We start from the raw sequence: 23,587 nt of genomic DNA on the forward strand, positions 1-23,587 counted from the left end.
GGGCGGTGCCATCAGGGGCGAACCTGCCCCTTACCCCGCACCAGATATTTAAAGCTGGTCAACTGCTCCAGCCCGACCGGACCGCGCGCATGCATCTTGCCGGTTGCGATGCCGATCTCGGCGCCCATGCCGAATTCCCCGCCATCCGAAAACTGGGTTGAGGCATTGTGCATGACGACGGCGCTGTCGATCGCCAGCAGAAAGCGTTCGGCGGCGGCATCGTTCTGCGTCAGGATGGCATCGGTATGGCCCGACGAATGAGTCGCGACAAAGCTGATCCCGGCGTCCAGATCTTCGACGATCTTCACCGACGCGATGGCGTCCAGATATTCGCAGTCCCAGTCATTGTCACTGGCGGGAGTCAGGCGGCTGTCGATGCCGCGCGCTTCCTCATCGCCGCGAAGCTGACATTCGGGCAGCGCCTCCACCAGCGCGGGGATCGCCCGGTCGGCAATCGCTCGGTCGATCACGATGCTTTCGGTTGCGCCGCACACGCCGGTGCGCCGCAGCTTGGCATTGCGGATCACCGCCACTGCCTGATCCAGATCGGCATCGGCGTGGATATAGCTGTGGCAGTTTCCGTCCAGGTGCAGCAGCGTCGGCACGCGCGCTTCGTTGCGGACCAGTTCGACCAGGCCGCGGCCGCCGCGCGGGATCGCCAGATCGACATGGTCGACCGCGCGTAAAAGCTCGCCCACAGCGGCGCGGTCCGCCACGCCGACGGTCTGCACGCACTGGGCGGGCAGCCCCGCATCGGCCAGTCCGGCCTGCATGCAATCGACGATCGCCGCGGTCGAACGGCGGCTTTCCGAGCCGCCGCGCAGGATGATGGCATTGCCCGATTTGATGCACAGCGCGCTGGCATCGGCACCGACATTTGGCCGCGATTCAAAGATCATGGCGATGACGCCGATCGGCACCGCCACCCGGCGGATGTCCAGCCCGTTGGGGCGTTCGAACTGCGCCAGCTCACGCCCGACAGGGTCGGGCAGCGCGGCGATTTCCTCCAGCGCGGTGGCCATCGCCTCCACCCGCTTTTCGTCCAGCATCAGCCGGTCGATAAAGGCGGCGGGCTTGCGTCCCTCCACATCCGCGACATCGGCGGCATTGACCTCAAGCAGCGCGGGCGCCGCTTCGCGCAGGCGGCGCGCGGCGGACAGGATCGCACGGTTGCGCGTGTTGGTGTCGCTCATCGCCAGCGCGCGGGCTGCTGCCTTCGCCGTGCGGCCCAGCGTCTCGATATGGCCGGCCACATCGTCGGACTGAATGGCGGTTTCGGTTTCGGGCTTGGTCTTCAACAGGGTCATGAAAGCTTCTTTCCGGCGCAAGCGCCTTGAATTGGGTATGAAAGGAGAATGGCGTACCGGGTCAGCGCAGCGCGACCGCGCGCGCATAGGCCGCCTCAAGCGTTGCGCGCATCAGCGCGTCCAGATCGCCCTTGCCGTTCAGCGCATCCAGGCCCGCGGCGGTCGTGCCGTTCTTGCTGGTCACGCTAATCCGCAGCGCCTCAAGATCGAGGGGGGACTGCCGCGCCATTTCGATCGTGCCTGACAAGGTGCCCAGCACCAGCTGCTTGGCGGTCTCGGCATCGAAACCCAGCGTCTGCGCGGCCTCCACATATGTACGGGCGATTTCGAACACATAGCCCGGCCCCGAACCTGCGACGGCGGTCAGCCGGTCCAGCTGATCCTCGTCCGCGACCCAGATGGCAGTACCGACCGCCGCCATCAACGCTTCCGCCGCGTCGCGTTGTTCCGGGGTGACGGAGGGGTCCGCACACAGACCGCTGACGCCCGCACCGATGGCGGCGGGCAGGTTCGGCATGATCCGCACCACCGGCGCATCGCCGCTGAGCGAGCGCAGCCGGGCGATGGACGCCCCCGCCGCGATCGACGCGACAAAGCCTCTATCGGCCAGCAGCGCGGCATAGGTCGGCAGCACCTGATCCAGCATCTGCGGCTTCACTGCCACGATGACCAGATCATAGGCGGTCGTGCCGGGCGCCGGCGCTTCTTTGAGGAATGTCACGCGGGCCGGAGTGTCCGTACCCGGCTGGGCAGCGGGGTCGATGACGTGGAAATCATGATCCGGGAACTGGCGATCGGCGACCGCGGCCCATTGCGACATCAACGCCGCGCCCATTTTTCCATGTCCGACCAGTGCGATCCGCAAAACATTCTCCCATAGATTAGATTGAACAACGCAAACCCGGTGGAACACTCCTCCGACGATAACCAAATATCGTACATGGCCAAATCAGGCACATCCACCACATCCAGCCCAAACAGGGCGAGCGGTTTGCCACATCCGTCAAAATGTGTATAAGGGCTTCATATTAACCGCCAGCTCATATGTCAACGTCGTGTTCATTCTGTGTAGCAGGATCGATTATTCTTAGACGACATCTATATTTTAGAATTCATTGGAGTTGCTTGTGAACGAACCAAAGCGCGTTGTAGTAAAGGTCGGGTCCAGCCTTTTGACCGATCAGGTCCGCCTGACTCCGCGATGGGGATTCATGCAGCAGGTTCTGGAGGATATCGCCCTCCTTCGGGACGAAGGGTATGAAGTCGTGCTCTGCTCTTCGGGCGCGGTCGCGCTGGGGATGCGGATGCTGGACGTCACCCCCGCGACGGCCGGCCTGCGCGACAAGCAGGCGGCAGCCGCGTGCGGCATGCCGCTGCTGCTCGACGCCTACAAGCATATCGGCCACCAGCATGAACTGGACATCGCGCAGATCCTGGTGACGCTGGGAGATTTCGAGGATCATGCCCGGTTCCTGAACACCAAGAACACCGTCCACCGGCTGCTCGACGCCGGGGTGCTGCCGATCATCAACGAAAACGACACGATCACGACCGAGGAAATCCGCGTCGGCGACAATGACCGGCTGGCGGCCAAGGTCGCTCAGATGATCCAGGCACAGCATCTGGTCATCCTGACCAGTGTCGACGGGCTTTATGACCGCAACCCGTCGGAACCGGGCGCAAAGCTGGTAGAGACGGTCCATGATGTCAGCCAGTATCTGGCGGTCACCAGCGAAGTCAGCGAATTGGGCAGCGGCGGCATGCTGACCAAGATGCAGGCCGCCAACATGGCCCAGAATGCCGGTTGCAACACGCTGATCGCCAATGGCGAAGTCCAAAGCCCGATTTCGTCGGTGCTGAAGGGGGAGCGCCCCTGCACCACCTGCGTCGCGTTTGACGAACCGCTGACCAGTTGGGCGACGTGGCTGACCAATCGCCTGCAGATGGCGGGCAGCATCGTGATTTCCGCCGAAGCTGCCGACGCCATCGACCGTGGGGAGCGCGGGATCGACCGTTATGACGTGCGTTCGATCACCGGCAACTTCGCGAAGGGTGACGTGCTGCACGTCTATGACGAACAGGGTATCGAACGTGCGCGGGGCATGACCGATTTCTCGTCCGAACAGGCTGAAATCCTGACCCGCAATCTGGACGTGCCGGTCAAGTCGCTGCTCGGCTATCAGTCGCGCGGCGTGTTGATCGAAAAGACCAATCTGGCGACGCTCGACAGCCGGCAGATCCAGTGGAAGCCCCAGTTGTTCGCCGCTGAATAAGGCATCTCTGCCCGGACTGAACGCGGACCGTTGCCGCGTTCAGTCCGGCTCCAGCATGGCCAGCGTTTCGCGGATCGCGGCCAGCCTTTGGCCCTCGTCCTCAATGGCGCGCGCGTCGATCCAGCGCTCGCCGCGCTGCTCCAGTCCGGCAGCGGACCAGTCGCCATCGCCCGACGCCGGGGTATAGGCGATGGCCGCCGGCCCCGCATCGATCCGCGCGACCCCCGCCATTTTTGCCAGCAGTCGCAACCGCGTCGGGTCGATCAGGCGAAGCGCCGCATCGGGCAGCGTGCCGAAACGATCCTCCAGCTCTTCCTCGAACGCATCCACCATTGCCGGCTCGTCGATCCGCGCCAGCCGAGCGTAAAGCGACAGGCGTATCCCCTCCTCCGGTATCCAATCGGCGGGCAGATGCCCGGCGGCGCCCAGATTCAGTTCGGGTGCGGGCCGATCAGCCGCTTCGCCGCGCGCTTCGCGCAGCGCATGGGCCAGCATGTGCTGATACAGTTCGACCCCGATCAGCTTCATGTGGCCGGCCTGTTCCTCGCCCAGCAAATCCCCCGCGCCGCGCAGGTCCAGATCGCGCGCGCTGATCGCGAAGCCGGCGCCCAGCTGGTCGAACGCCTGAAGGGTGCGTAACCGCTCGCGCGTTCGCGGGGCGATGGTGGCGCCGCTTTCGGTGGTCAGCAGGATCTGCCCGCGCCGCCCGCCGCGCCCCACCCGCCCGCGCAACTGGTGCAGCTGCGCCAGCCCGAACCGGTCGGCGCGGTGGACGATCATCACATTGGCGCGCGGCACGTCCAGCCCCGCTTCGATGATGTTGGTCGCGAGCAATATGTCGCCATCGCCATTGGCAAAGCCGACCATCGCCTCGTCAATCTCCGCCACCGGCATCTTGCCGTGCGCGACGACGATGCCGAGTGCAGGCACCAGCTTTCGCAACCGCGCCTCCAGCGGGGCAATATCCTCGATCCGGGGCACGACGACAAAGCTCTGCCCGCCACGCGCGCTTTCGCGCAGCAATGCGGCGCGCACCGTCGCGTCGTCAAATTCGGTCAGGACCGTGCGGATCGGCTGGCGCCGCGCGGGCGGCGTCGCGATTATCGACAGCTTCTGCAAACCGACCAGCGCACCCTGAAGGCTGCGCGGAATGGGCGTTGCGCTCAGCATCAGGCTGTGCCCCGCCCCCAGCGCCTTTAGCCGCGCCTTGTCGGCGGCGCCGAAACGCTGTTCCTCGTCCACGATCACCAGCGCCAGATCGCGATAGGAAACGGCCTTTGCCGCGACCGCCGATGTGCCGATCACGATGCCGATCGAGCCGTCCTTCAACCCCGCGCGCACATGCCGCTGCGTGGCGGCGTCGTCCAGCCGCGACAGGCCGGCCACCTCGATCCCGGTATCGGCAAAACGCCGGCGAAAGGTTTCCAGATGTTGGCGCACCAGCACGGTGGTCGGCGCGGCAAGGACCACCTGCCGCCCCGACAGCGCGACCATCGCAGCGGCGCGCAATGCCACCTCGGTCTTGCCATAGCCGACATCGCCGATCACCAGCCGGTCGAGCGGCTGCCCGGATGCAAGATCGTCGCGCACCGCCGCGATGGCGCGCGCCTGATCGGGGGTTTCGGTAAAGGGAAAGCGCGACGCAAAGCGTTCATAGGTCGCCGGGTCCGGCTCGATCGGGTCGGTCTTCAGCCGCGCGCGCTCCGCAGCGATCCCGGTCAGACCGCGCGCGGTTTCGGCGATGGCGACATGCACCGCCGCGCGCCGCTTTGCCCAGCTGGTGCCATCCAGACTGTCCAGCGTCACCGCTTCCGCATCGGCGCCATATCGCCACACCCGATCGACTTCGCCCAAGGGGACCAGCCGCCGCCCCTCACGCGCATATTCCAGCCGCAGAGCCTCTCCATCGGGCATCGGCTCCAGTCCGGTGACGCGGGCAATCCCATGATCCTCATGCACGACGATGTCGCCGACATGCAGTTCACCAGTCGCCAGCAATTCGGCCTGGCTGGCGGGCAGGTCGCCCCGCCCTGCACGCCCGCCCAGCAGATCGGCCGCCGCGACGACGGCCAGCGTGCCCAGCGCAAAGCCCCGGTCCAGCGGCGCCTCGATGGTCATCACCCGGCCTGGCCCCGCCGCCAGCGCGTCCCCAAGCCCCTCAACCGGCTCGATTTCGACACTCATCCGCTTGCCGATCCGGCGCGAGAGGAACCGCAAGTCGCGCGCGCTGCCGGCGAGCAGCAGCGCGCCCTGTTCCAGCGCCTTTCCGGCGAAGCGCACAAAGGCCCGCATCGGGTCGCGCCGCTCGACAAAACGCGGCGTCGGCGTGGCGGCATCCGGCATGAACAGCGTATCGCGCCCCTCCAGCGCGCGGCGCCAGCGGGCGGCATCGACGCTGGCATCGCGCCGCTCCCCCGCCAGCCGAACAAAGCGCGCGCGCTGTTCATCGGCGCCCGGTTCGATCAGCACGGGTCGGTCGGGCAGGTGATCGGTCAGCACTGCATCGCGCTGCGCCTCCGGCTCCCGCGCGCGGCCGATCTCAATCGCTTCCAGCGTCTCGATGCGACGCTGGCTGAGCGGATCGTAATAAGCGATTTCGCCAATCGCATCCGCGGAAAAGCCGATGCGGACCGCCTGTGGCTTGTCGACCGGGAAAATGTCGATGACCGCACCCCGCACGGCGAACTCGCCCGGCTCGTCCACGCGGTCGTCGGCCAGATAGCCCAGCGCCTCCGCCCGTTCGGCAAAGCTTGCAGCGTCCAGCGCCTCACCCACCGAAAAACGGGGGGGCGTGGGGGCATAGGCGGCCGGCGGCGCGACGGGTGCGACCGTCGCTTCGGCCGATGCGATCAGATAGGCGCGCCGATCCGTCACGTCATGCAGCATGTGCAGCGCCCCCACCCGCGCGCCGACATTCGCGGCAGAGGCGTCGGCACCCGGCAGCGCGTCGCTGGCAGGCATCTGTGCCACCACGGCGGCGGGGTCGAATGCGCGCAACAGCCGCGCGACCGCTTCGGCGCGGGCAGGGTCGCGCATCATCACGAACGCACCGTCGGGCGCGGCGGCGACAAGATGGGCGGCAATTTCGGCTGGGCTGGCGGCGGGGGTTGGGACAGTGTCGGACACATCGGCCAGTTCGGAACGCACCTGCAACATCACACCCCCGAAATCTCAATGGATCGCAAACCGAGATCGACCGGATACGTTCCGACCCGCGCGACTTGGGCACAGCGCGGCGAGGTGCTAGGGGCGCTGCCATGCTAAACCTGACCGGTATCACGGTGCGCCTTGGCGGACGCACGATCATCGACGGCGCCAGCGCGCGCCTGCCACCGAAAGGGCGCATCGGCCTTGTCGGGCGCAACGGCGCGGGCAAGACGACGCTGATCCGGGTGCTGACCAACCTGCTCGAACCCGATGCGGGCAGCGTCGACATGCCGCGCGGTGCGACCCTCGGCTATGTCGCGCAGGAAGCGCCCGCCGGAGAAGCAACGCCGTTCGAAACCGTTCTGGCCGCCGATGTCGAGCGCGCGGCCCTGCTGGTCGAAAGCGAGACAAGCGAGGACCCCGATCGGCTGGGCGATGTCTATGACCGGCTGATTGCCATCGACGCCTATACCGCCCCCTCGCGCGCGGCGCAGATCCTGGTCGGCCTGGGCTTTGACGAAGACGCGCAGCATCGCCCGCTCAGCAGCTTTTCCGGCGGCTGGCGGATGCGGGTTGCGCTGGCCAGTCTGCTCTTCTCGCGCCCCGACGTGCTGCTGCTCGACGAACCGTCGAACCACCTCGATCTCGAAGCCGTGTTGTGGCTGGAGGATTTCCTCAAAAACTATCCGGCGACGATCCTGCTGGTCAGCCACGAGCGCGATTTCCTGAACAATGTGGTGGACCATATCCTCCACCTGTCGGGCGGCAAGCTGACGCTCTATCCCGGCGGTTATGACGCGTTCGAGCGGCAGCGTGCCGAACGGCAGGCCCAGATCGCATCGGCACGAGCCAAGCAGCAGGCGGAGCGGGAGAAGCTTCAGGCCTATGTCGCGCGCAACTCCGCACGCGCATCGACCGCCAAACAGGCCCAGTCGCGCGCCAAGATGCTCAGCAAGCTGCAACCCATCGCCGAACTGGTCGATGATCCCAGCCTGAGCTTCGATTTCCCGAAGCCCGACGAGCTGCGCCCGCCGCTGATCACGCTGGACCTGGCATCGGTCGGCTATGGCGAAACGCCGATCCTGAAGCGGCTGAACCTGCGGATCGACCCGGACGACCGGATCGCCCTGCTGGGTCGCAACGGCAACGGCAAGACGACGCTGGCGCGGCTGCTGGCGGCCCAGCTCGCCCCCATGGAAGGCGCGATGAACGCATCGGGCAAGATGCGCGTCGGCTATTTCACCCAATATCAGGTCGAGGAACTGGACCGCGACGAAACCCCGCTTCAGCACATGACGCTGATGATGAAGGGGGCCAGTCAGTCGGCGGTGCGCGCGCAGCTGGGCCGCTTTGGCTTTGAAGGGCACAAGGCGACGACGGAAGTCGGCAAGCTGTCGGGCGGCGAGCGTGCGCGTCTGGCGATCGCGCTGATCACGCGCGACGCGCCGCACCTGCTGATCCTGGACGAACCGACCAACCACCTTGACGTCGATGCGCGCGAAGCACTGGTGCAGGCGCTGGCGGCCTATAGCGGGGCGGTGGTGATCGTCAGCCACGACCGCCATATGATCGAGCTGACCGCCGATCGGCTGGTCTTGGTCGACGGGGGCAGCGCGCGGGAATTCGACGGTTCGCTGGACGATTACATCGCCTTCGTCCTGCGCGGCGATACGGAGGCGAAGCCCGCGAAGCAGGGTGGCGACCGCCGCTCCGGCGCCGACACGCGCGAACGCGAAAAGGCGCTGCGCCGCGCCGCGCGAGAGGCGGAGGCCGAAGTCGCGAGACTGACCGAACGCCGCGACCAGATCGACAAGGTGCTGGCCGACCCCGCCGCCGCAAAGGGGCCGTTGGCGTCAATGTCGGTGGGCGAGTTGATGAAGGCTCGCACCGAACTGGAAGACGGCATCGCCGCCGCCGAAGCCGCATGGCTCGAGGCAAGCGACGCGATGGAGCAGCTGGCAGCCTGACGTCCAAGCGAACCGGCTGACCGCGGATAAAAAGAAAGGGGCGGTGCCACACACCGCCCCTTTTTCGTGTCGACCGTCCTTCGCCCTCAGGTGGCGGGGTCGACCTTAGGGTCGGCCAGCGCGTGGGTCGGCTTGGCCCCCCAGAGCGCGTAGAACAGGATGTAGAGCTCGCACAGCGCGGTCAGCAGGAACGACAGCTGCAGGCCATAGGCGTCGGCCAGCCACCCCTGCACCACCACCAGCGCGCCGCCGGCAATCGCCATGATCAGCAGCCCCGATCCTTCCTCGGTCAACGGGCCGAGGCCGCGAATGCCGAGCGTGAAGATCGTCGGGAACATGATCGAATGGAACAGCCCGACCAGGATCAGCGACCACATCGCCACCGGACCGGTGGTGAAGACGGTCACCAGCATGACGATGAACGCGCCGATCGAAAATGCCGCCAGCACCGTCTCTGCGGGAATGCGCTGCATGATCGCCGATCCGGCAAAGCGGCCGACCATCATCCCGCCCCACAGGAAGGTCAGATACCGCCCGGCCTGTTCGTTAGTCAGGTTGGCGATGTCGGGCTGGCTGACGAAATTGACGAACAGGTTGGCGACGCCGATTTCCGCGATCAGATAGATGAAGATCGCCGGGATGCCGAACACCAGGTTGCGGTGCTTCCACAGCGAATGCTTCTTGCGCTCCTCACGCGCCAGACGGCTGGTCGACGAGCCAAGCGCCGGCAGCGGAAAGCGCGCGATGATCACCGCCAGCACCACCAGCACCGCCGCGACCAGCACATAAGGCAGGACCACCGACTGCGCGTCGGCCAGACGCTCGGCCTGGGTCAGGACCGTGCCCGCCTCTGCCGTGCCGCCCTTGGAACGACCCAGGATCAGATAGGCGCCGAACAGCGGCGCCAGCATGGTGCCTGCCGAATTCATCGCCTGCACCAGATTGAGCCGCGAGGATGACGTCTCAGGCGGACCGATCACCGCGACATAGGGGTTGGCCGCAACCTGCAGCAGCGTGATGCCGCTGGCGATCACGAACAGCATCACCAGCGTCACGCCATAAGATGGCAGGCTGGCCGCCAGAGTCATTCCCGCCGCGCCCGCCGCCATGATCAACAGGCCGATCACCAGCGACTTCTGATACCCCACGCGCTCGATCAGCTTGGCCGACGGGATCGAAGCAAAGAAATAGGCGATGAACCACACGCTTTCGATCAACGTCGTCTGCGTATAGTTCAGGTCGAACACGCTGCGCAGATGCGGCAGCAGCGTGTTGTTGATAACCGTGATGAAACCCCACATGAAGAACAGGCTGGCAAGCAGCGTCAGTGCCGGGGCGTAAGTTGCGCGCGGTTGATCCGCACCTGTACTTTGCTTCACTTGGCTCGGCAGGGCCATTGGCGATCCTCCTTCATCAGACCCGCTCGACGCAGGCGATGTTTCTTTTAAGCGTTATTCAATCGTCCCAGCGAAAGGGGCCGACCCGTTCATGACGTCCAAGCATGAACGCATCCGCCACCAGACGAAATGGCGAAAGGTCTGCCTCGATCACCGCGCGACCCGCCATTTCGGCAAAGCGGCGATACAGGCGTGGATATTCGCCGATCCCCGGTACGTCGACCTCTTTGTCTTCGATGATCAGCCGCGCGCCGCCGTCGCGCAGCACGGCAGTGCCGCCATCGGTCTCGATCGTGATCGACCAGGTTTGTGGCCCGCGTTGGTCGAAGGAAAATTCAACGTCGATCCGGGGCACGCCGTCACCCGACAGGATCAGATCGGCAGCGATGGGCGCGGCGCGATCGGTGGGATAGCGCAGCACCGCATCGCGGAGCGTGACACCCGGTACCAGGCGGGTCAGGATCGACAGCGCGTTGACGCCGGGATCGAACACCCCGATGCCCGGTTGCCAGATCCATTCCTGACCCGGATGCCAGACGCGCACATCTTCTTTCCAGTCGATGCGGACGTGCCGGATCGCACGATCGCCCAGCCAGCGGGCCAGCGGCTCCACGCCGTCGGCCTCACGAGAATGCCAGGTCAGGAACAGGCTCCGTCCCGCCGCACGGGCCATGTCGGCAAAGCGTTCGCCCTCGCTGACCGTAGCGGCAGGCGGCTTTTCGACCATCACGTCCAGACCGAGCGCCAGCGCCTCTGCGATCAGCGGCGTGCGGGCCATGGGCGGCGTGCAGATCGAAACCGCGCTCAGCCCCGGCACCCGCGCGTGCAATTCGGTGATCGTCGTGGCGGCGGGAACGGACAGGCCGTTGTCATGATGCGTGACCACACCCGCCAGTTCGAAATCGGCATTGGCGGCAATGGCGGGCAGATGCTGGTCGCGAGCGATCTTGCCCACGCCGACGATTGCGATGGCCCGGCTCATTGCCCGACACCCGCCGGCGCGTCGCGCTCCGCCGAATGCATGATAAGGTCCAGCACTTCCTGAATCAGCTTGGCCATCGCTGCATGGGCCGCCGCCGTATCTCCGGCCGCGATAGCGTCGCGGACGTCGGCATGATCCTGGATGCTGGCCGACCGGCCCGCCAGCCGGTTGGTAAAGCGGATCGAGGTGCGCAGCGCAGTCGTAACGACGTCGCGAAATTGGGAGAAGAACGGGTTGTTCGACGCACGCAGCACCGCGACGTGAAAGGCGATGTCCGCCTCCAGCGTATCGTCTTCACCCTGATCAGCGGCTCGCATCCGCTCAAGCCCGGCATCGATCGCGGCCTTTTGCTCGGGCGAGGCGCTGCCCGCCGCAAGCGCGGCGGCGGCGGGTTCGACCGCGATCCGAAGCTCGCTGAAGCGGCGCAGCAGCACCAGGCTGGATCGCCGTTCGAGCAACCACCGCAGCACGTCGGTATCGAACAGGTTCCACGCTTCTTCGGGGCGCAGGAACGTACCCTGTTTGGGCCGCGCGCCCAGCAATCCCTTGGCTGACAGCATCTTCACCGCTTCACGCGTGACCGACCGGCTGACGCCGTGCTGCTTTACGATTTCAGCTTCGTTGGGAAATGGTTTGTCGCGATATTCGCCAACCACGATGGCCCGCCCCAGAACCTCCAGCAGGCCGAATGTCAGGTTACGGCCCAGTTCACCCCGCACCAGCGGATCATCGGCCATCATCCCACCCCATCATCGTTCGTCGTCGTCGCGGCACTGACTTTTACAGATCGACGCCCCCTCGACAAGAGCGATTGATCATATAAAAAACCTTCAGCATCGCTTAGGCGAGAACAGGAGAGTTCCAGATGGCATCAGCGCCCCGACCCCGGCCCGCTTGTGACGCAGGATGGCCGCTGTGAGCGCGTTCATCGCCGTCGACTGGGGCACCACCAATCGCCGCGCCTGGCGGATCGAGGATGGTCGCGCGGTGGACGTGATGCGCGACGCGACCGGTATTCTGGCCGTGCCGAGCGATGGCTTTGCCGACGCCGCTGCCGAAATCCGCGCAAAGCTGGGCGACCTGCCGATGCTGATGGCGGGCATGGTGGGGTCAAATCGCGGCTGGATCGACGCCGGCTATGTCCCCTGCCCTGCGACGTTGGACGATCTGGCCGCGCGGCTGGCGCCCGCGGGTGAGGATGCCTGGATCGTGCCGGGCGTCCGCTTCATCGCAGGATCGCGCGGCGATGTGATGCGTGGGGAGGAAGTGCAGTTGCTGGGCGCCGTGGCTGGCGGGCTTGCGCCGGGCGATGCGACGATGTGCCAGCCGGGCACCCATTGCAAATGGGCGCGGATCGAGGGCGGGACGCTAACCCGCTTTGCCACCGCCATGACCGGAGAGTTGTTCGCCCTGCTGCGCGATCATGCGCTGATTGGCGCGGCGATGAAGGGCGACGTGGCCGACGGCCCCGCCTTTCGCCAGGGCGTTGCACGCAGCGGCGAAGGTGACCTGACCGCCGCGCTGTTCGGCGTGCGCGCTTCAAGCGTGCTGGCGCTGCGCGACGATGCCGATGCCGCAGCTTATGTCAGCGGGCTGCTGATCGGTGCGGATTGCCGGGCACAGGTCCAGCCGGGCGCGACCGTTCACCTGCTGGCCGATCCGGCGCTGGGCACACTTTACACCACCGCTATTGAAGCTGTCGGCGGCGCCACCGTGCCGGTCGACAGCCACGCCGCTTTCCTCGCAGGGATCATCCGCATCCGGGAGTTACAATCATGACCGAATTCGCCAATGCCTTTGCCGCCCTGCCCCTGGTCGCGATCCTGCGCGGGGTCGAGCCGCACGAAGTCGTCGCGATCGGTGACGCGCTGGTCGAAGCGGGCTTCACCCTGATCGAGGTGCCGCTGAATTCGCCCGACCCGTTCGCCAGTATCGAGGCGCTGGCGCGCGCGCATGGCGACCGGGCGATGATCGGCGCGGGTACGGTGCTGACGCCCGAAGATGTGGGCCGCGTTGCCGATGCCGGCGGGCGGATGATCGTGTCGCCCAACACCGATGTGCGCGTGATCGCCGAAACGGCGATGCGCGGCATGGCGTCGCTGCCCGGCTATTTCACCGCGTCGGAAGCGTTCGCCGCGCTTCAGGCGGGGGCAACCGCGCTCAAGCTCTTCCCGGCGGAGGCAGCCAGCCCCGCGGTTGTAAAGGCACAGCGGGCGGTATTGCCGCGCGATGTGCCGCTGCTGGCGGTCGGCGGCATTTCGCCCGACACGATGGGCCCATGGCGCGCGGCGGGGGCCGATGGGTTCGGCCTTGGCTCCGCCCTGTACAAGCGCGGCGCCAGTGCCGCGGACGTGGGTGCCGCCGCCCGCGCCTTTGTCACGGCATGGCGCGGGGCATGATCCGCGCGCTGGTCGTCGCGCTCGCCTGCTGCGCCGCGCCGCTAATGGCTGCGGAGGGTCAGCGGACGCTGGTGAATCCGGTGCTGCCGTCCGGTCCCGACCCCTGGATCGTAGAGGAAGGCGGCACCTTCTACTATATGTCGACGCGCGGCGACCGGCTGGCGATCCGTGCCACGCGCGATCTTGCGCGGCTGGCCGACGCGCCTGAACAGGTGGTGTGGCGCGCGCCCGCCAGCGGGCCGAACAGCGCGTCGATCTGGGCTCCTGAACTTCACCGCATCGATGGACGCTGGTTCATTTATTACACCGCCAGCGACAAGGCCGCCGATGATGACGCACATCGCGGCATATGGGTGCTGGAGAACCGCGACGCCGATCCGCTGCGTGGCGAATGGGTCGACCGGGGCCGCATGCGGACCCAGCGGCCGGGCATTGACGGCACGACCTTTACCGTCGGGGACACGCGCTACTTCGCCTATTCGCCCTATGTCGGCCCCGATAGCGTGATCGCCGTCGCGCGGATGGAAAATCCTTGGACGCTGGTTGGTGAGGAAACGATCATCGCCCGCCCCGATCAGACGTGGGAGCGTCAGGGCGGGCGGCAGATCCTGGAGGGGCCGGCATTTCTGCGCGGGCCGGACGGCGGGCTGCACATCGCCTATTCGGGCAGCGCCTGCTGGTCCGACGATTATGCACTGGGCCTGTTGAGCGCCGCGCCGGGCAGCGATCCGATGAAGCCTGGCAGCTGGCACAAGGCACCGCGTCCGGTGCTGTCCAAATCGCCCGCGACCAATGTCTGGGCGCCGGGGCATAACGGCTTTTTCAAGTCCGGCGGGCGAAGCTGGGTGATCTATCACGCGAACAATGCTGCCAAGCTGGGCTGCGGTCCCCAGCGCGCGCCGCATATCCAGCAAGTTACATGGTCGAAGGACGGGATGCCGATCTTCCCCGTCCCCGCGACCGGCACAGCACCGGCCCCCTGAGAAACAACGAACCCGCCGCCCCATGACCGGGGCAGCGGGTCCGCTTCGATCAACTGCCGCGCTTGCGCGTCGTTGCGGCGGAAACCGGGGTCGGCGGCACGACACCCTTGGGCGCCGCAGTCAGCCGCCGGATCAGATCGACCTCCGCCTGGCGATAGGGCGTGCCGTCGGCGCGGAACACCTCGTGAAACCAGATCGTCGGTTCGGCCATGACATAGGGCTTCTGCCAGCTGTCCCAAGGAAGGCGCGTCTGCGTCTTTCCATCGACAAAGCCCCAGTTCATCATCGCGACATTGTAACGCTTGCCGATGGGCAGCGACCCGTCAAAGGTCGAGCCGTTCCCGCGCGCCATATATTCGGTGCACAGGATCGGGCGGTTGTACGGCAGAAGCTGGCGGATGCGCCGCTCGAACGTCTCAGGCCAGTTGTAATCGTGGAAGCTGATGACGTCCGACTGCGTCAGTTGCAGCTTTTCCATGGGCGAGCTTTTGCCGCCGGGCGTCCAGTCCTCACCGATCCACACGCCTGAAGTAATCGGCTGCGTCGGATCGGCGTCCCGCGCCCATTCGAACACCTGCGCCAGCAGCGCGCGGACAAGCGGTTCCTTGCCCTCCTGCCCCTTATACTGATCGGCGCCATTGTCCGGCTCGTTCCACAAGTCCCAGCCCAGAACGCGATCGTCCTTGGCATAGGCGCGGATAACGCCCTGAACATATGCCTTGTAGCCGGGATAGCGGCTCTTGTCGCGCAGACCCGCCATGCCCGGTCCCTGCACCCAGCCCGAATTATGGACGCCAGGAATGGGTGGATGCTGTGGTCCCAGCTGCGGATTGGGGTCCCACACACTGTCGAACAGCACGAACAGCGGCTTGATCTTGTGCCGCGCGGCGATGGTCAGAAATTCGTCGATGCGCCGCTTGAACCCTTCGGCATCCTGCGCCCAAAGCTGATCGTGCAGGAACACGCGCATGGTGTTCATGCCGATCCCCTCGGCAAGCGCGAACTCGCGCTCGATCTCCGCCGGGTTCCAGGTTTCGGCCTGCCACATCTCAAGCTGGTTGATGGCGCTGGCGGGGGCATAATTGGCGCCGACCAGCCAGGGCTGGCGGTCGTACCAGGCCTTTGCCTGCGCCTCGGTCCAGCGGTCGCGTGCTTCAGCCGGTGTGGCAAACAGCGCGATCGAGGCGAGCAGCCCCGCGACAATCTTTCTCATTCTTCTCTCCCTGTCTTGTTCGGGCGCTCAGCTTTCGACGAACAGCCGGTATGTCATGACGTTGCGATAGGTCTGGCCGGGGGCCAGTCGCACCGACGGAAAATCCTTTTGATTGGGTGCGTCGGGGAAAAGCTGCGGCTCCATGACGATCGCGTCGCCCATGCGTAGGATCTGGTCCTTCTTTCCCTTGATCGTCCCGTCGAAGAAATTGCCCGAATAGAATTGCAGGCCCGGCTGGTTCGACCAGAGTTCGAAACCGCGACCCGACACCGGCTCCACCACGCGGGCCATCAGATGCTGGTCGGGCGTCACCCGGTCACCGATCACCCAGTTATGGTCATAGCCGCGACCATATTCGATCTGCGGATCACTGGCGTCGCGCACCCGGTCGCCAACGACATGCGGCTGGCGGAAATCGAACACTGTGCCCGCCACCGACTTGTGTCCGCCCGTCGGGATCGAGGTTGCGTCGGTGGGCGTATAGCGGTCCGCCGGAATGGTCACGACATGCCCCATCGCCCCACGCGGGGAACCGACACCGGCCAGGTTCCAGTAGGCATGGTTCGACAGGTTCACGACGGTCGGCTTGTCGGTCGTCGCGCGATACTCGATCGTCAGGTGGTTCGCTTCATCCAGCGAATAGGTGGCATAGGTGGTCAGCTCGCCAGGATAGCCCATGTCGCCATCGGGACTGACATAGCGCATCGTCACCGAAGCGGTCGGGCCGCTTTTCACGTCGGTAACTTCCCACAGCACCTTGTCGAAACCCTTGGTCCCGCCATGCAGCGAGTTAGGGCCGTTGTTCACGGGCGTGGAATAGCTTTTGCCGTCCAGCGTGAAGCGCCCTTTGGCGATGCGGTTCGCCACCCGGCCAACGGTCGCGCCGAAAAACTCGGGCTTGGTCAGATAACCGTCGATACGGTCATAGCCGATCTGCACATCCTCCACCTTGCCATTGCGGTCGGGCATGGTGACCGCCTGGATCGAGGCGCCGAGCGCGATGATCGTTGCCGACACACCCTTGCCGTTGGACAGCGTGACGGCGGCCACGGGGCGCCCGTCGGGCATCGCGCCAAAGGTCGATCGCTTTGCCTCCCCCGCCAGCGCAGGTTGCGCGGCGATCATGGTCATCATGGCGGTTGCCGTAAACAGCGTGCGTTTCATGTCCCACTCCCTCAATTTCGTTCTGCTTCGGCGTTCAGCCACGATAGCGGTACGGCGGCAAGCCGCCACAGCCGGGATCAACCTCGAACAAGGCGCCCGCCGCCGGTTCGTCGACACCGTCCGCCGCGCTGGTCACGAACATCCGGTCCAGCCCCGCCCCGGCAAAGGTCATGCTGGTGATCTGGCTGGCGGGCAGCATGATACGGCGATCGGGTCGGCCATCGGGCGTAAAGCGCATGACGCACGAACCGCCCCAGCACGCGACCCACAGGCACCCGTCCGCGTCGAAGGTCATGCCGTCGGGATTGCCCCAGTCCGCCTGGAACGCGATAAAGGGCGTCCGTTCTGACAGGCTGCCGTCCTGCCCGACGGTATAGCGATAGATGGTCGCCTCCGCCGTGTCGGTATGCAGTAGAAATCCGCCGCCCGGCGGAATGGCGGGGCCGTTGGCGATCGTATAGCCGTCATCGACGCGCACCGCGCGGCCGTCCGGGTCCAGGCGATAAAAGGCCCCCGTCGGGCGGTCGCAAGTGAACGGCATCGACCCGGCCCAGATGCGGCCATGGTCATCGGCCTTGGCATCGTTGAAGCGATTGCCTACCCGCTCATCCTCTGGCGCGGCAAGCGTGCGGATTTCCAGCGGATCCAGGGTCAGCGCGGTGAAGCGCCGCCCGATCCCCGCGATAAATCCGGGCGCCTCCTCCCGCTCGATCACCCAGCCGATCGTATCGGGCGTGACCCATTCGTCCACCGCGCCGGTGCTGAGCGAAAGGCGGTTCAAGCGCTTGCCCAGAATGTCGACCCAATAGACCACGTTGTCGCGCGCCGACCATGACGGCCCCTCGCCCAGCGTGTCACGCCTGGGCCGCGCGACGATCCTGACCGCCTCGCTCATATCAATGGCTGTCGCGCGGCAGCCCGCGTGTCTGCGCGATACGCTGATATTTGACGGCGGGCTCCAGCACCGCACCCGTATCGAACTGCCCGACCAGAGCGCGCTGGATTTCCTGCCACGGGGTCTGGGATTCGGGCGTCACACTGGCCTGAACATCGGCCAGTGCGGCACGGCGGCGCTCGATCTCGGCGTCGTCGACCAGCATGTCGGCGGTGCGCGCGTCCAGGTCGATCCGCACGCGGTCACCCGTACGCAGCAGGGCAAGCCCGCCGCCCACCGCTGCTTCGGGCGCGGCATTCAGGATCGACGGGCTGCCGCTGGTGCCCGACTGGCGGCCATCGCCGATACACGGCAATGCGGCAACGCCCGCGCGAATCAGCGCGGCGGGCGGGCGCATGTTCACCACCTCTGCCCCGCCGGGATAGCCAACCGGCCCGGCCCCGCGAATGACGAGGATGCTGTTTTCGTCGATCCCCAGCGCGGGATCGTCGATGCGCTGGTGATAGTCCTCTGGCCCGTCAAACACCGTGACGGTGCCCTCGAACGCGTTGGGCCGTTCGGGATCGCTGAGATAACGCTCCCGGAACGCATCGGAAATCACCGACAGCTTCATCACCGCGCCGTCGAACAGGTTACCGCGCAGCACGGTGAGGCCCGCATGGTGCTTGAGCGGATCGGACAGCGGCCGGATGACGTCCACATTCTCGATCTGCACATCCGCCACATTCTGGGTGACGGTGCGACCATTGACCGTCAGCGCGTCGCCGTGGAGCAGTCCGGCGCGGTGCAGTTCACCCATCACGGCGGGAACGCCGCCCGCGCGGTAATAATCCTCGCCCAGATATTCGCCCGCGGGTTGCAGGTTGACGATCAGCGGAATGTCGGCGCCGTGCGCTTCCCAGTCGGCCAGTTCCAGTTCGACGCCGATGTGCCGGGCAATGGCGTTCAGATGGATCGGCGCATTGGTCGAACCGCCGATCGCCGAATTGACGCGAATGGCGTTCAGGAATGCTTCGCGGGTAAGGACATCGGACGGCTTGCGGTCGGCAGCCACCATCTCGACGATCTGAAGCCCGGTGCGATAGGCGTTTTCCTGCCGGTCGCGATAAGGCGCCGGGATCGCCGCCGATCCGGGCAGCGACATGCCCAGGGCTTCAGTCAGCGAGTTCATCGTGGTCGCCGTGCCCATGGTGTTGCAATAGCCCGTGGACGGCGCCGACGACGCGACCAGCTTGATGAAGCCGGTATAGTCGATCTCTCCGGCGGCCAACATCTGGCGCGCCTTCCAAACGATGGTGCCGGACCCGGTACGCTCACCCTTGAACCAGCCGTTCAGCATCGGCCCGACCGACAGCGCGATGGCCGGAATGTTGACCGTTGCCGCCGCCATGAGCGCGGCGGGCGTCGTTTTGTCGCAGCCGATCGTCAGCACCACGCCGTCGATCGGATAGCCGTAAAGCAGCTCGACCAGCGACATATAGCCCAGGTTGCGGTCCAGCCCGGCCGTCGGCCGCTTGCCCGTTTCCTGCATCGGGTGTGTCGGGAATTCGATCGGGATGCCACCCGCTTCCCGAATGCCGTCTCGGACGCGTTCGGCCAGCACCAGATGGTGGCGGTTGCACGGGACCAGGTCGCTGCCCGACTGGGCAATGCCGATGATCGGACGACCCGACTGAAGCTCTTCAAGGCTGAGGCCGAAGTTCAGGTACCGCTCTATGTAGAGCGCCGTCATGTCGGGATTGTCGCGATTGTCGAACCAAGCCCGCGAACGGAGGCCCTGCCACTCGCCGCCGCTCACAGCGCAATTCCTACGCCGGGTTCACGAAAGCGCGTGTTCATCAGCCTCTCCTACTTGCCTGTTTCGAACTTTATAGGCCCTGCCGGAAGCGGGACAAGCCAAAAGTCTTACAAATGATACTTGTCGGCTGCGGTTGAGGGGATTAAGACGCGCTCGATTGCCCCCGACTAAGCGGGCTGCGGCCAAGGCGCTGTTTTCATTCGCCTGGCGTATTTTAGGGAGGATGACATGAGGCGTTTGCCTATCGCTTTGCACACCACGACTGCGTTGTTGCTGGTCGCAGGCGTGTCCCCGGCCATGGGCCAGACGATGGACCAGCAGGGCGCCAGCCCCGCCCAGGCGCCTGAAACCCCGCCGCCTGCCAGCGAAACGACGGGATCGGCTCCGATTGCGGCACAGCCGGGCGTTCAGCCTGCCGAGGACATCGTCGTCACCGGCATCCGCGCCAGCCTGTCGCGCGCCGCCGACATCAAGCGTGACGCCGCGCAGGTCGTTGACTCGATCGTCGCGCAGGACATCGGCAAGTTCCCCGACCCGACGACCGCCGCCGCGCTTCAGCGCGTGCCTGGCGTGCAGGTGACCGTCGGCGGCAACAATGAAATCGTCAATCCGCTGATCCGCGGCCTGGGCGACATCCTGACCACGCTGGACGGGCGCGAGATCTTTACCGCCGAATCGCGCGGCTTCGCGTTTCAGGACCTGCCGGCCGAAGCGCTGGCACGGGTCGACGTTTACAAGTCGAACACCGCCAATCTGATCGAAGGCGGCGTCGCCGGCGCGATCGATCTTCAGCTCAACAAGGCGTTCAATTACAAGGACCCCACGATCGCGATCAGCGGCAAGCTGAACTACGCGTCGAACATCGAGGATGTGGGGCCGCAGATCAGCGCGCTGGTCACCGATCGCTGGGACACCGGCATCGGCGAAATCGGCGCGCTGTTGAACGTGTCCTGGTACAAGATCAAGTATAACCGCCCGTCCAACTATGTCGCCGAACGGCGCGCGGGCGATGCGCTGGGCAACCCCAACGTCGCCGTTCCCATTTCGACCGGCGGCCTGAACCAGTATGGCAGCTATTCGCGGCCGCAGGTCAACGGCTCGCTCCAGTGGCAGGCGACGCCTGAAATCGAATTCTATGCCGATGGCCTGTATTCGGCCTATCGTGGCACCGACGCGACTGCATTTTACGAATATCAGCTGTTCAATGCGGACAGCGTGTCGAATGTCGTGACCGACGACAACTGCTTCACCTCGCGCGTTGGACCGGATGGCTTCAACCCCAATTCCGGCCAGATCGCCGCCGGCAATTTCGACGAGCGCGAAGTGTGCAACCTGGTTGGCGGCACCTTCAACAACATCAATTCATTCACCAGCATGCAGGCGCGCAATCACAAGACCGACAGCTTCCTGGGCGCGCTGGGGATGAAGTATGAGGGCGACCGCCTGAAGCTGACGTTCGACGGATCGTATCAGGAATCGATCGTCAACAACGAGACGTTCATCGTCGACGTGGGCAAGCGCGTACCGACGGCGACCGTCGACTTCGACAATCCCGACAACGCCGCCGCGATCACGGTGCCGGGTAACCCGATGGCCTTCCCCGAAGGCTATACGTTCGTCAACGGCCTCAACCAGGACTATCTGCGTGCCACCGGCAACCTGCTGGCGATCAAGGGCGACGGTGTCTATGAAACCGACACCTTCCTGAAGACGATCGAATTCGGCGCTCGCGTCGCCGACCGTGGCGCGCTGTTCCAGCAGGTGCAGCTTGGCTCGCCGGTTCCGGGCGGATCGGGCGTCCCGCCTGTTACGGCGGCGAATGTGCCGAGCGATTTCTTCACCTATGCCCCCGGCATTCCGCAGATCAATCAGGGCGCACCGTTCCTGGTGCCCAGCCGCGAATACCTGTTGTCCGATACCGGACAGGCCAACTTGCGTAGCTTCTTTGGCGCGCCGTCGGGTCAACCCGTATTTGATCCGACGCGCCGGTTCGAGGCAAACGAAAAGACCTATGCCGCTTATCTGCAGGGCGGGTATGAAATCCCGGTCGGCGCGATCACGATCGACGGTAAGGTTGGCGTCCGCTACAGCCGGACCGACCGTACGATCACGGGCACGGGCATCGTCGACGGCGACGCGGTGACCACCACCGCCGACACGACCGACGAAGACTGGCTGCCCAACGCCAGTGCGCGAATTCAGTTCGGCGGCGGCCTTCAGGCCCGCGCAACCTATTCGAAGACGCTGGCACGCCCGGGCTTCGGTTCGCTCAACCCCGGCCTGAATTATGTCGTGTCGACCAACCCGAACATCCGCAACGGCGGCTCGGGCGGCAATCCCGACCTGTTGCCGCAGATGTCCGACAGCTATGACGCGACGCTCGAATATTACTGGCGTTCGGGCTATTTCGCGATTGGCGGTTATTATCGCGACATCCAGAACCGCGTCGTCAACGATGTCGACGTCGAAACGATCGGCGGCATCGAATACAACATCTCCCGCCCCCGCAACGTTGGCGAAGCCACGCTGAAGGGCATCGAGGTCAGCGGTCAGATGTTCTTCGACTTCCTGCCGGGCGATCTTGCCGGGTTCGGTACCTTCGGCAACTTCACCTATGCGGACAGTGAAATCGGCGGCAGCGATCCGCTGGCGGGATATTCGTTGCAAGGCGTGTCGAAGTACAACTTCAACGCGGGCTTGCTTTACGATCGCAACGGCATTTCGGGTCGCGTCGTCTATACCTACCGTTCCGATTATTTCGACGAGAACCGCACCGGCGCTGGTGACGTCCGCCCGGTCGACCAGCCCGTATGGCTGAACTATGTTCGCCCCAACGGTCGTGTCGACTTCAGCCTGGCCTATGACGTGACGCCGGAACTGACCCTGACGGTAGAGGGGACCAACGTGCTTCGTTCGCGCTATCAGAGCTATATCAACCAGGATTACTTCATCCGCGACACGCGCACCGACGACAGCATTTATGCCGTCGGTTTCCGGGCGCGCTTCTGATGCGGCGGCTGGCTGTCATCGCGGCGCTGGCGCTGGGTGTTTCAACCCCGGCGCTGGCCGAAAACCCCCAGTTTCAGGGCGCCGATCCACATGCCCTAATGATCGACGGGGAATTGTGGGTGTTCCCGACCGGCGGGCCGGTCGGGGCATGGGACGCTGACCGGTTTCACGCCTTCTCCTCACGCGATTTGAAGACGTGGCGCGACCGGGGCGAGCTGATCCGGCGAGAGCAGATCAAATGGGTGCGCGACGACGGCGCACCCGAACGCTTCTTGTGGGCGCCCGGCGTCGCAACCAAGGATGGCAAGTGGTATCTTTACTACTCGCTGGGCCCCAACACGCCCAAGCCCAGCCATATCGGCGTCGCGGTCGCCGATCGGCCTGAAGGTCCGTACAAGGACAGCGGAAAGCCGCTGCTGACCGGACGCCAGGGCTTTGAAGCGATCGACCCGATGGTCTTTGTCGATCCGAAAAGCGGCACGCCCTATTTCTACGCGGGCGGCAGCGCCGGATCGACGCTGCGGGTGTTCGAGATGAACCCCGACATGGTGTCGTTCAAGCGCGAGGTGCAGGTCGAACAGCCGCCCTTCTTCACCGAAGGCGCGTTCATGCACGAACGCAACGGCACCTATTACCTGTCGTACAGCCATGGCCGCTTCAACGGGCCGAGCTATTCGGTGCATTACGCAACCGCGCCCTCGCCCACCGGGCCGTGGCGCTATCGCGGACGCATTCTGGCCAGCGACGCCACGCACAAGGGGCCGGGGCATCACAGCTTCGTTCAGACGCCGGGTGGCGAGACGCTGATCGTCTATCACCGCTGGGAGAACCCGTCGGGCCCCGCCCCCTATCAGGGTGAGCGGCAGGTTGCGATCGACCGCATCCGCTATGCTCGCGATGGCAGCATCCTGCCGGTCAAGATGACCGACGGGGCAGCGGCACCGACACTGAAGCCCAAGGGTTAATTCCCCCGAACCGAGCGGTCATCCTCCCCGGCCCGCTCGTTTCGAATTCGACCCGGCAGCGTTACGGCCGCCGGGTCTTTTTTGTGAC

Annotated in this window: 17 protein-coding genes; 7 read left to right on the forward strand and 10 right to left on the reverse strand. The window is 65.4% G+C overall.

Annotated features, from left to right (window positions below; genetic code table 11):
* Positions 1 to 11: 11 nt before the first annotated feature.
* Both ACAX61_RS02025 and ACAX61_RS02030 read right to left on the reverse strand, forming a co-directional pair.
* Positions 12 to 1,307 carry a glutamate-5-semialdehyde dehydrogenase gene (locus ACAX61_RS02025; RefSeq protein ID WP_370713158.1) on the reverse strand — a complete coding sequence of 432 codons (1,296 nt, stop codon included), beginning with the start codon at positions 1,305 to 1,307 and terminating at the stop codon, positions 12 to 14.
* A gap of 61 nt (positions 1,308 to 1,368) precedes the next feature.
* Positions 1,369 to 2,220 carry a pyrroline-5-carboxylate reductase family protein gene (locus tag ACAX61_RS02030; RefSeq protein WP_370713159.1) on the reverse strand — a complete coding sequence of 284 codons (852 nt, stop codon included), beginning with the start codon at positions 2,218 to 2,220 and terminating at the stop codon, positions 1,369 to 1,371.
* 214 nt (positions 2,221 to 2,434) lie between these two features.
* On the opposite strand from ACAX61_RS02030, the gene proB reads away from it, so the two are divergent.
* Positions 2,435 to 3,580, forward strand: coding sequence for a glutamate 5-kinase (gene proB, locus ACAX61_RS02035; protein ID WP_370713160.1), 1,146 nt, complete (start codon positions 2,435 to 2,437; stop codon positions 3,578 to 3,580).
* Between the two features lie 39 nt (positions 3,581 to 3,619).
* Here proB and ACAX61_RS02040 read toward each other — a convergent pair whose 3' ends face one another.
* Entirely contained in the window at positions 3,620 to 6,736 is a 3,117-nt protein-coding gene (locus ACAX61_RS02040; RefSeq protein WP_370713161.1) for a DEAD/DEAH box helicase, read from the reverse strand.
* 101 nt (positions 6,737 to 6,837) lie between these two features.
* On the opposite strand from ACAX61_RS02040, the gene ACAX61_RS02045 reads away from it, so the two are divergent.
* Entirely contained in the window at positions 6,838 to 8,694 is a 1,857-nt protein-coding gene (locus tag ACAX61_RS02045; RefSeq protein WP_370713162.1) for an ABC-F family ATP-binding cassette domain-containing protein, read from the forward strand.
* An 86-nt stretch (positions 8,695 to 8,780) separates the two neighbouring features.
* On the opposite strand, the gene ACAX61_RS02050 is transcribed toward ACAX61_RS02045, so the two are convergent.
* From ACAX61_RS02050 to ACAX61_RS02060, 3 genes are read right to left on the reverse strand one after another with little or no spacing between them, the layout of a single operon-like run.
* Positions 8,781 to 10,091: a sugar MFS transporter gene (locus ACAX61_RS02050; RefSeq protein ID WP_370713163.1), complete on the reverse strand. Its 1,311-nt coding sequence runs from the start codon at positions 10,089 to 10,091 to the stop codon at positions 8,781 to 8,783.
* A 58-nt stretch (positions 10,092 to 10,149) separates the two neighbouring features.
* The gene (locus ACAX61_RS02055; protein WP_370713164.1) at positions 10,150 to 11,073 is read right to left on the reverse strand and encodes a Gfo/Idh/MocA family protein; all 924 of its coding nucleotides are present in this window, start codon (positions 11,071 to 11,073) and stop codon (positions 10,150 to 10,152) included.
* The gene (locus tag ACAX61_RS02060) at positions 11,070 to 11,813 is read right to left on the reverse strand and encodes a FadR/GntR family transcriptional regulator (protein ID WP_370713165.1); all 744 of its coding nucleotides are present in this window, start codon (positions 11,811 to 11,813) and stop codon (positions 11,070 to 11,072) included. Before ACAX61_RS02060 ends, ACAX61_RS02055 begins: the two co-directional genes overlap by 4 nt.
* Positions 11,814 to 11,979: 166 nt before the next feature.
* Here ACAX61_RS02060 and ACAX61_RS02065 point away from each other — a divergent pair, with 166 nt between their 5' ends.
* From ACAX61_RS02065 to ACAX61_RS02075, 3 genes are read left to right on the forward strand one after another with little or no spacing between them, the layout of a single operon-like run.
* Positions 11,980 to 12,852 carry a 2-dehydro-3-deoxygalactonokinase gene (locus tag ACAX61_RS02065; RefSeq protein WP_370713166.1) on the forward strand — a complete coding sequence of 291 codons (873 nt, stop codon included), beginning with the start codon at positions 11,980 to 11,982 and terminating at the stop codon, positions 12,850 to 12,852.
* Positions 12,849 to 13,472, forward strand: a complete 624-nt coding sequence (locus tag ACAX61_RS02070) for a 2-dehydro-3-deoxy-6-phosphogalactonate aldolase (RefSeq protein WP_370713167.1) — start codon at positions 12,849 to 12,851, stop codon at positions 13,470 to 13,472. The genes ACAX61_RS02065 and ACAX61_RS02070 overlap by 4 nt, the downstream gene beginning before the upstream one ends.
* Positions 13,469 to 14,455, forward strand: a complete 987-nt coding sequence (locus ACAX61_RS02075) for a glycoside hydrolase family 43 protein (protein ID WP_370713168.1) — start codon at positions 13,469 to 13,471, stop codon at positions 14,453 to 14,455. Before ACAX61_RS02070 ends, ACAX61_RS02075 begins: the two co-directional genes overlap by 4 nt.
* 49 nt (positions 14,456 to 14,504) lie before the next feature.
* On the opposite strand, the gene ACAX61_RS02080 is transcribed toward ACAX61_RS02075, so the two are convergent.
* The 4 genes from ACAX61_RS02080 to ACAX61_RS02095 are packed head-to-tail and all read right to left on the reverse strand — an operon-like array spanning position 14,505 to position 19,459.
* Positions 14,505 to 15,668 (reverse strand): cellulase family glycosylhydrolase, encoded by a 1,164-nt coding sequence (locus ACAX61_RS02080; protein ID WP_370713169.1) that lies wholly within the window; start codon positions 15,666 to 15,668, stop codon positions 14,505 to 14,507.
* A gap of 27 nt (positions 15,669 to 15,695) precedes the next feature.
* Positions 15,696 to 16,832, reverse strand: a complete 1,137-nt coding sequence (locus ACAX61_RS02085; protein ID WP_370713170.1) for an aldose epimerase family protein — start codon at positions 16,830 to 16,832, stop codon at positions 15,696 to 15,698.
* Between the two features lie 34 nt (positions 16,833 to 16,866).
* Positions 16,867 to 17,727, reverse strand: coding sequence for an SMP-30/gluconolactonase/LRE family protein (locus ACAX61_RS02090; RefSeq protein WP_370713171.1), 861 nt, complete (start codon positions 17,725 to 17,727; stop codon positions 16,867 to 16,869).
* 1 nt (position 17,728) lies between these two features.
* Positions 17,729 to 19,459 (reverse strand): IlvD/Edd family dehydratase, encoded by a 1,731-nt coding sequence (locus ACAX61_RS02095; RefSeq protein WP_370714878.1) that lies wholly within the window; start codon positions 19,457 to 19,459, stop codon positions 17,729 to 17,731.
* Between the two features lie 294 nt (positions 19,460 to 19,753).
* Between ACAX61_RS02095 and ACAX61_RS02100 the strand changes: the two genes are divergently transcribed.
* Together ACAX61_RS02100 and ACAX61_RS02105 are read left to right on the forward strand one after the other, a co-directional pair.
* On the forward strand, positions 19,754 to 22,534 hold the full coding sequence (locus tag ACAX61_RS02100; RefSeq protein WP_370713172.1) for a TonB-dependent receptor: 2,781 nt from the start codon (positions 19,754 to 19,756) through the stop codon (positions 22,532 to 22,534).
* On the forward strand, positions 22,534 to 23,499 hold the full coding sequence (locus ACAX61_RS02105) for a family 43 glycosylhydrolase (RefSeq protein WP_370713173.1): 966 nt from the start codon (positions 22,534 to 22,536) through the stop codon (positions 23,497 to 23,499). The genes ACAX61_RS02100 and ACAX61_RS02105 overlap by 1 nt, the downstream gene beginning before the upstream one ends.
* The last annotated feature ends 88 nt before the right edge of the window (positions 23,500 to 23,587 follow it).

The organism is Sphingomonas sp. IW22, assembly GCF_041321155.1.
Taxonomy (GTDB): domain Bacteria; phylum Pseudomonadota; class Alphaproteobacteria; order Sphingomonadales; family Sphingomonadaceae; genus Sphingomonas.

Bases quoted from the DNA above. Each gene is read 5' to 3' on its own strand.
- ACAX61_RS02090 (WP_370713171.1), bottom strand. From the start codon at position 17,727: ATGAGCGAGGCGGTCAGGATCGTCGCGCGGCCCAGGCGTGACACGCTG.
- ACAX61_RS02060 (WP_370713165.1), bottom strand. From the start codon at position 11,813: ATGATGGCCGATGATCCGCTGGTGCGGGGTGAACTGGGCCGTAACCTG.
- ACAX61_RS02075 (WP_370713168.1), top strand. From the start codon at position 13,469: ATGATCCGCGCGCTGGTCGTCGCGCTCGCCTGCTGCGCCGCGCCGCTA.
- ACAX61_RS02080 (WP_370713169.1), bottom strand. From the start codon at position 15,668: ATGAGAAAGATTGTCGCGGGGCTGCTCGCCTCGATCGCGCTGTTTGCC.
- ACAX61_RS02050 (WP_370713163.1), bottom strand. From the start codon at position 10,091: ATGGCCCTGCCGAGCCAAGTGAAGCAAAGTACAGGTGCGGATCAACCG.
- ACAX61_RS02105 (WP_370713173.1), top strand. From the start codon at position 22,534: ATGCGGCGGCTGGCTGTCATCGCGGCGCTGGCGCTGGGTGTTTCAACC.
- ACAX61_RS02065 (WP_370713166.1), top strand. From the start codon at position 11,980: ATGGCCGCTGTGAGCGCGTTCATCGCCGTCGACTGGGGCACCACCAAT.
- ACAX61_RS02025 (WP_370713158.1), bottom strand. From the start codon at position 1,307: ATGACCCTGTTGAAGACCAAGCCCGAAACCGAAACCGCCATTCAGTCC.
- ACAX61_RS02070 (WP_370713167.1), top strand. From the start codon at position 12,849: ATGACCGAATTCGCCAATGCCTTTGCCGCCCTGCCCCTGGTCGCGATC.
- ACAX61_RS02055 (WP_370713164.1), bottom strand. From the start codon at position 11,073: ATGAGCCGGGCCATCGCAATCGTCGGCGTGGGCAAGATCGCTCGCGAC.
- ACAX61_RS02095 (WP_370714878.1), bottom strand. From the start codon at position 19,459: ATGACGGCGCTCTACATAGAGCGGTACCTGAACTTCGGCCTCAGCCTT.
- ACAX61_RS02085 (WP_370713170.1), bottom strand. From the start codon at position 16,832: ATGAAACGCACGCTGTTTACGGCAACCGCCATGATGACCATGATCGCC.
- ACAX61_RS02100 (WP_370713172.1), top strand. From the start codon at position 19,754: ATGAGGCGTTTGCCTATCGCTTTGCACACCACGACTGCGTTGTTGCTG.
- ACAX61_RS02040 (WP_370713161.1), bottom strand. From the start codon at position 6,736: ATGTTGCAGGTGCGTTCCGAACTGGCCGATGTGTCCGACACTGTCCCA.
- ACAX61_RS02045 (WP_370713162.1), top strand. From the start codon at position 6,838: ATGCTAAACCTGACCGGTATCACGGTGCGCCTTGGCGGACGCACGATC.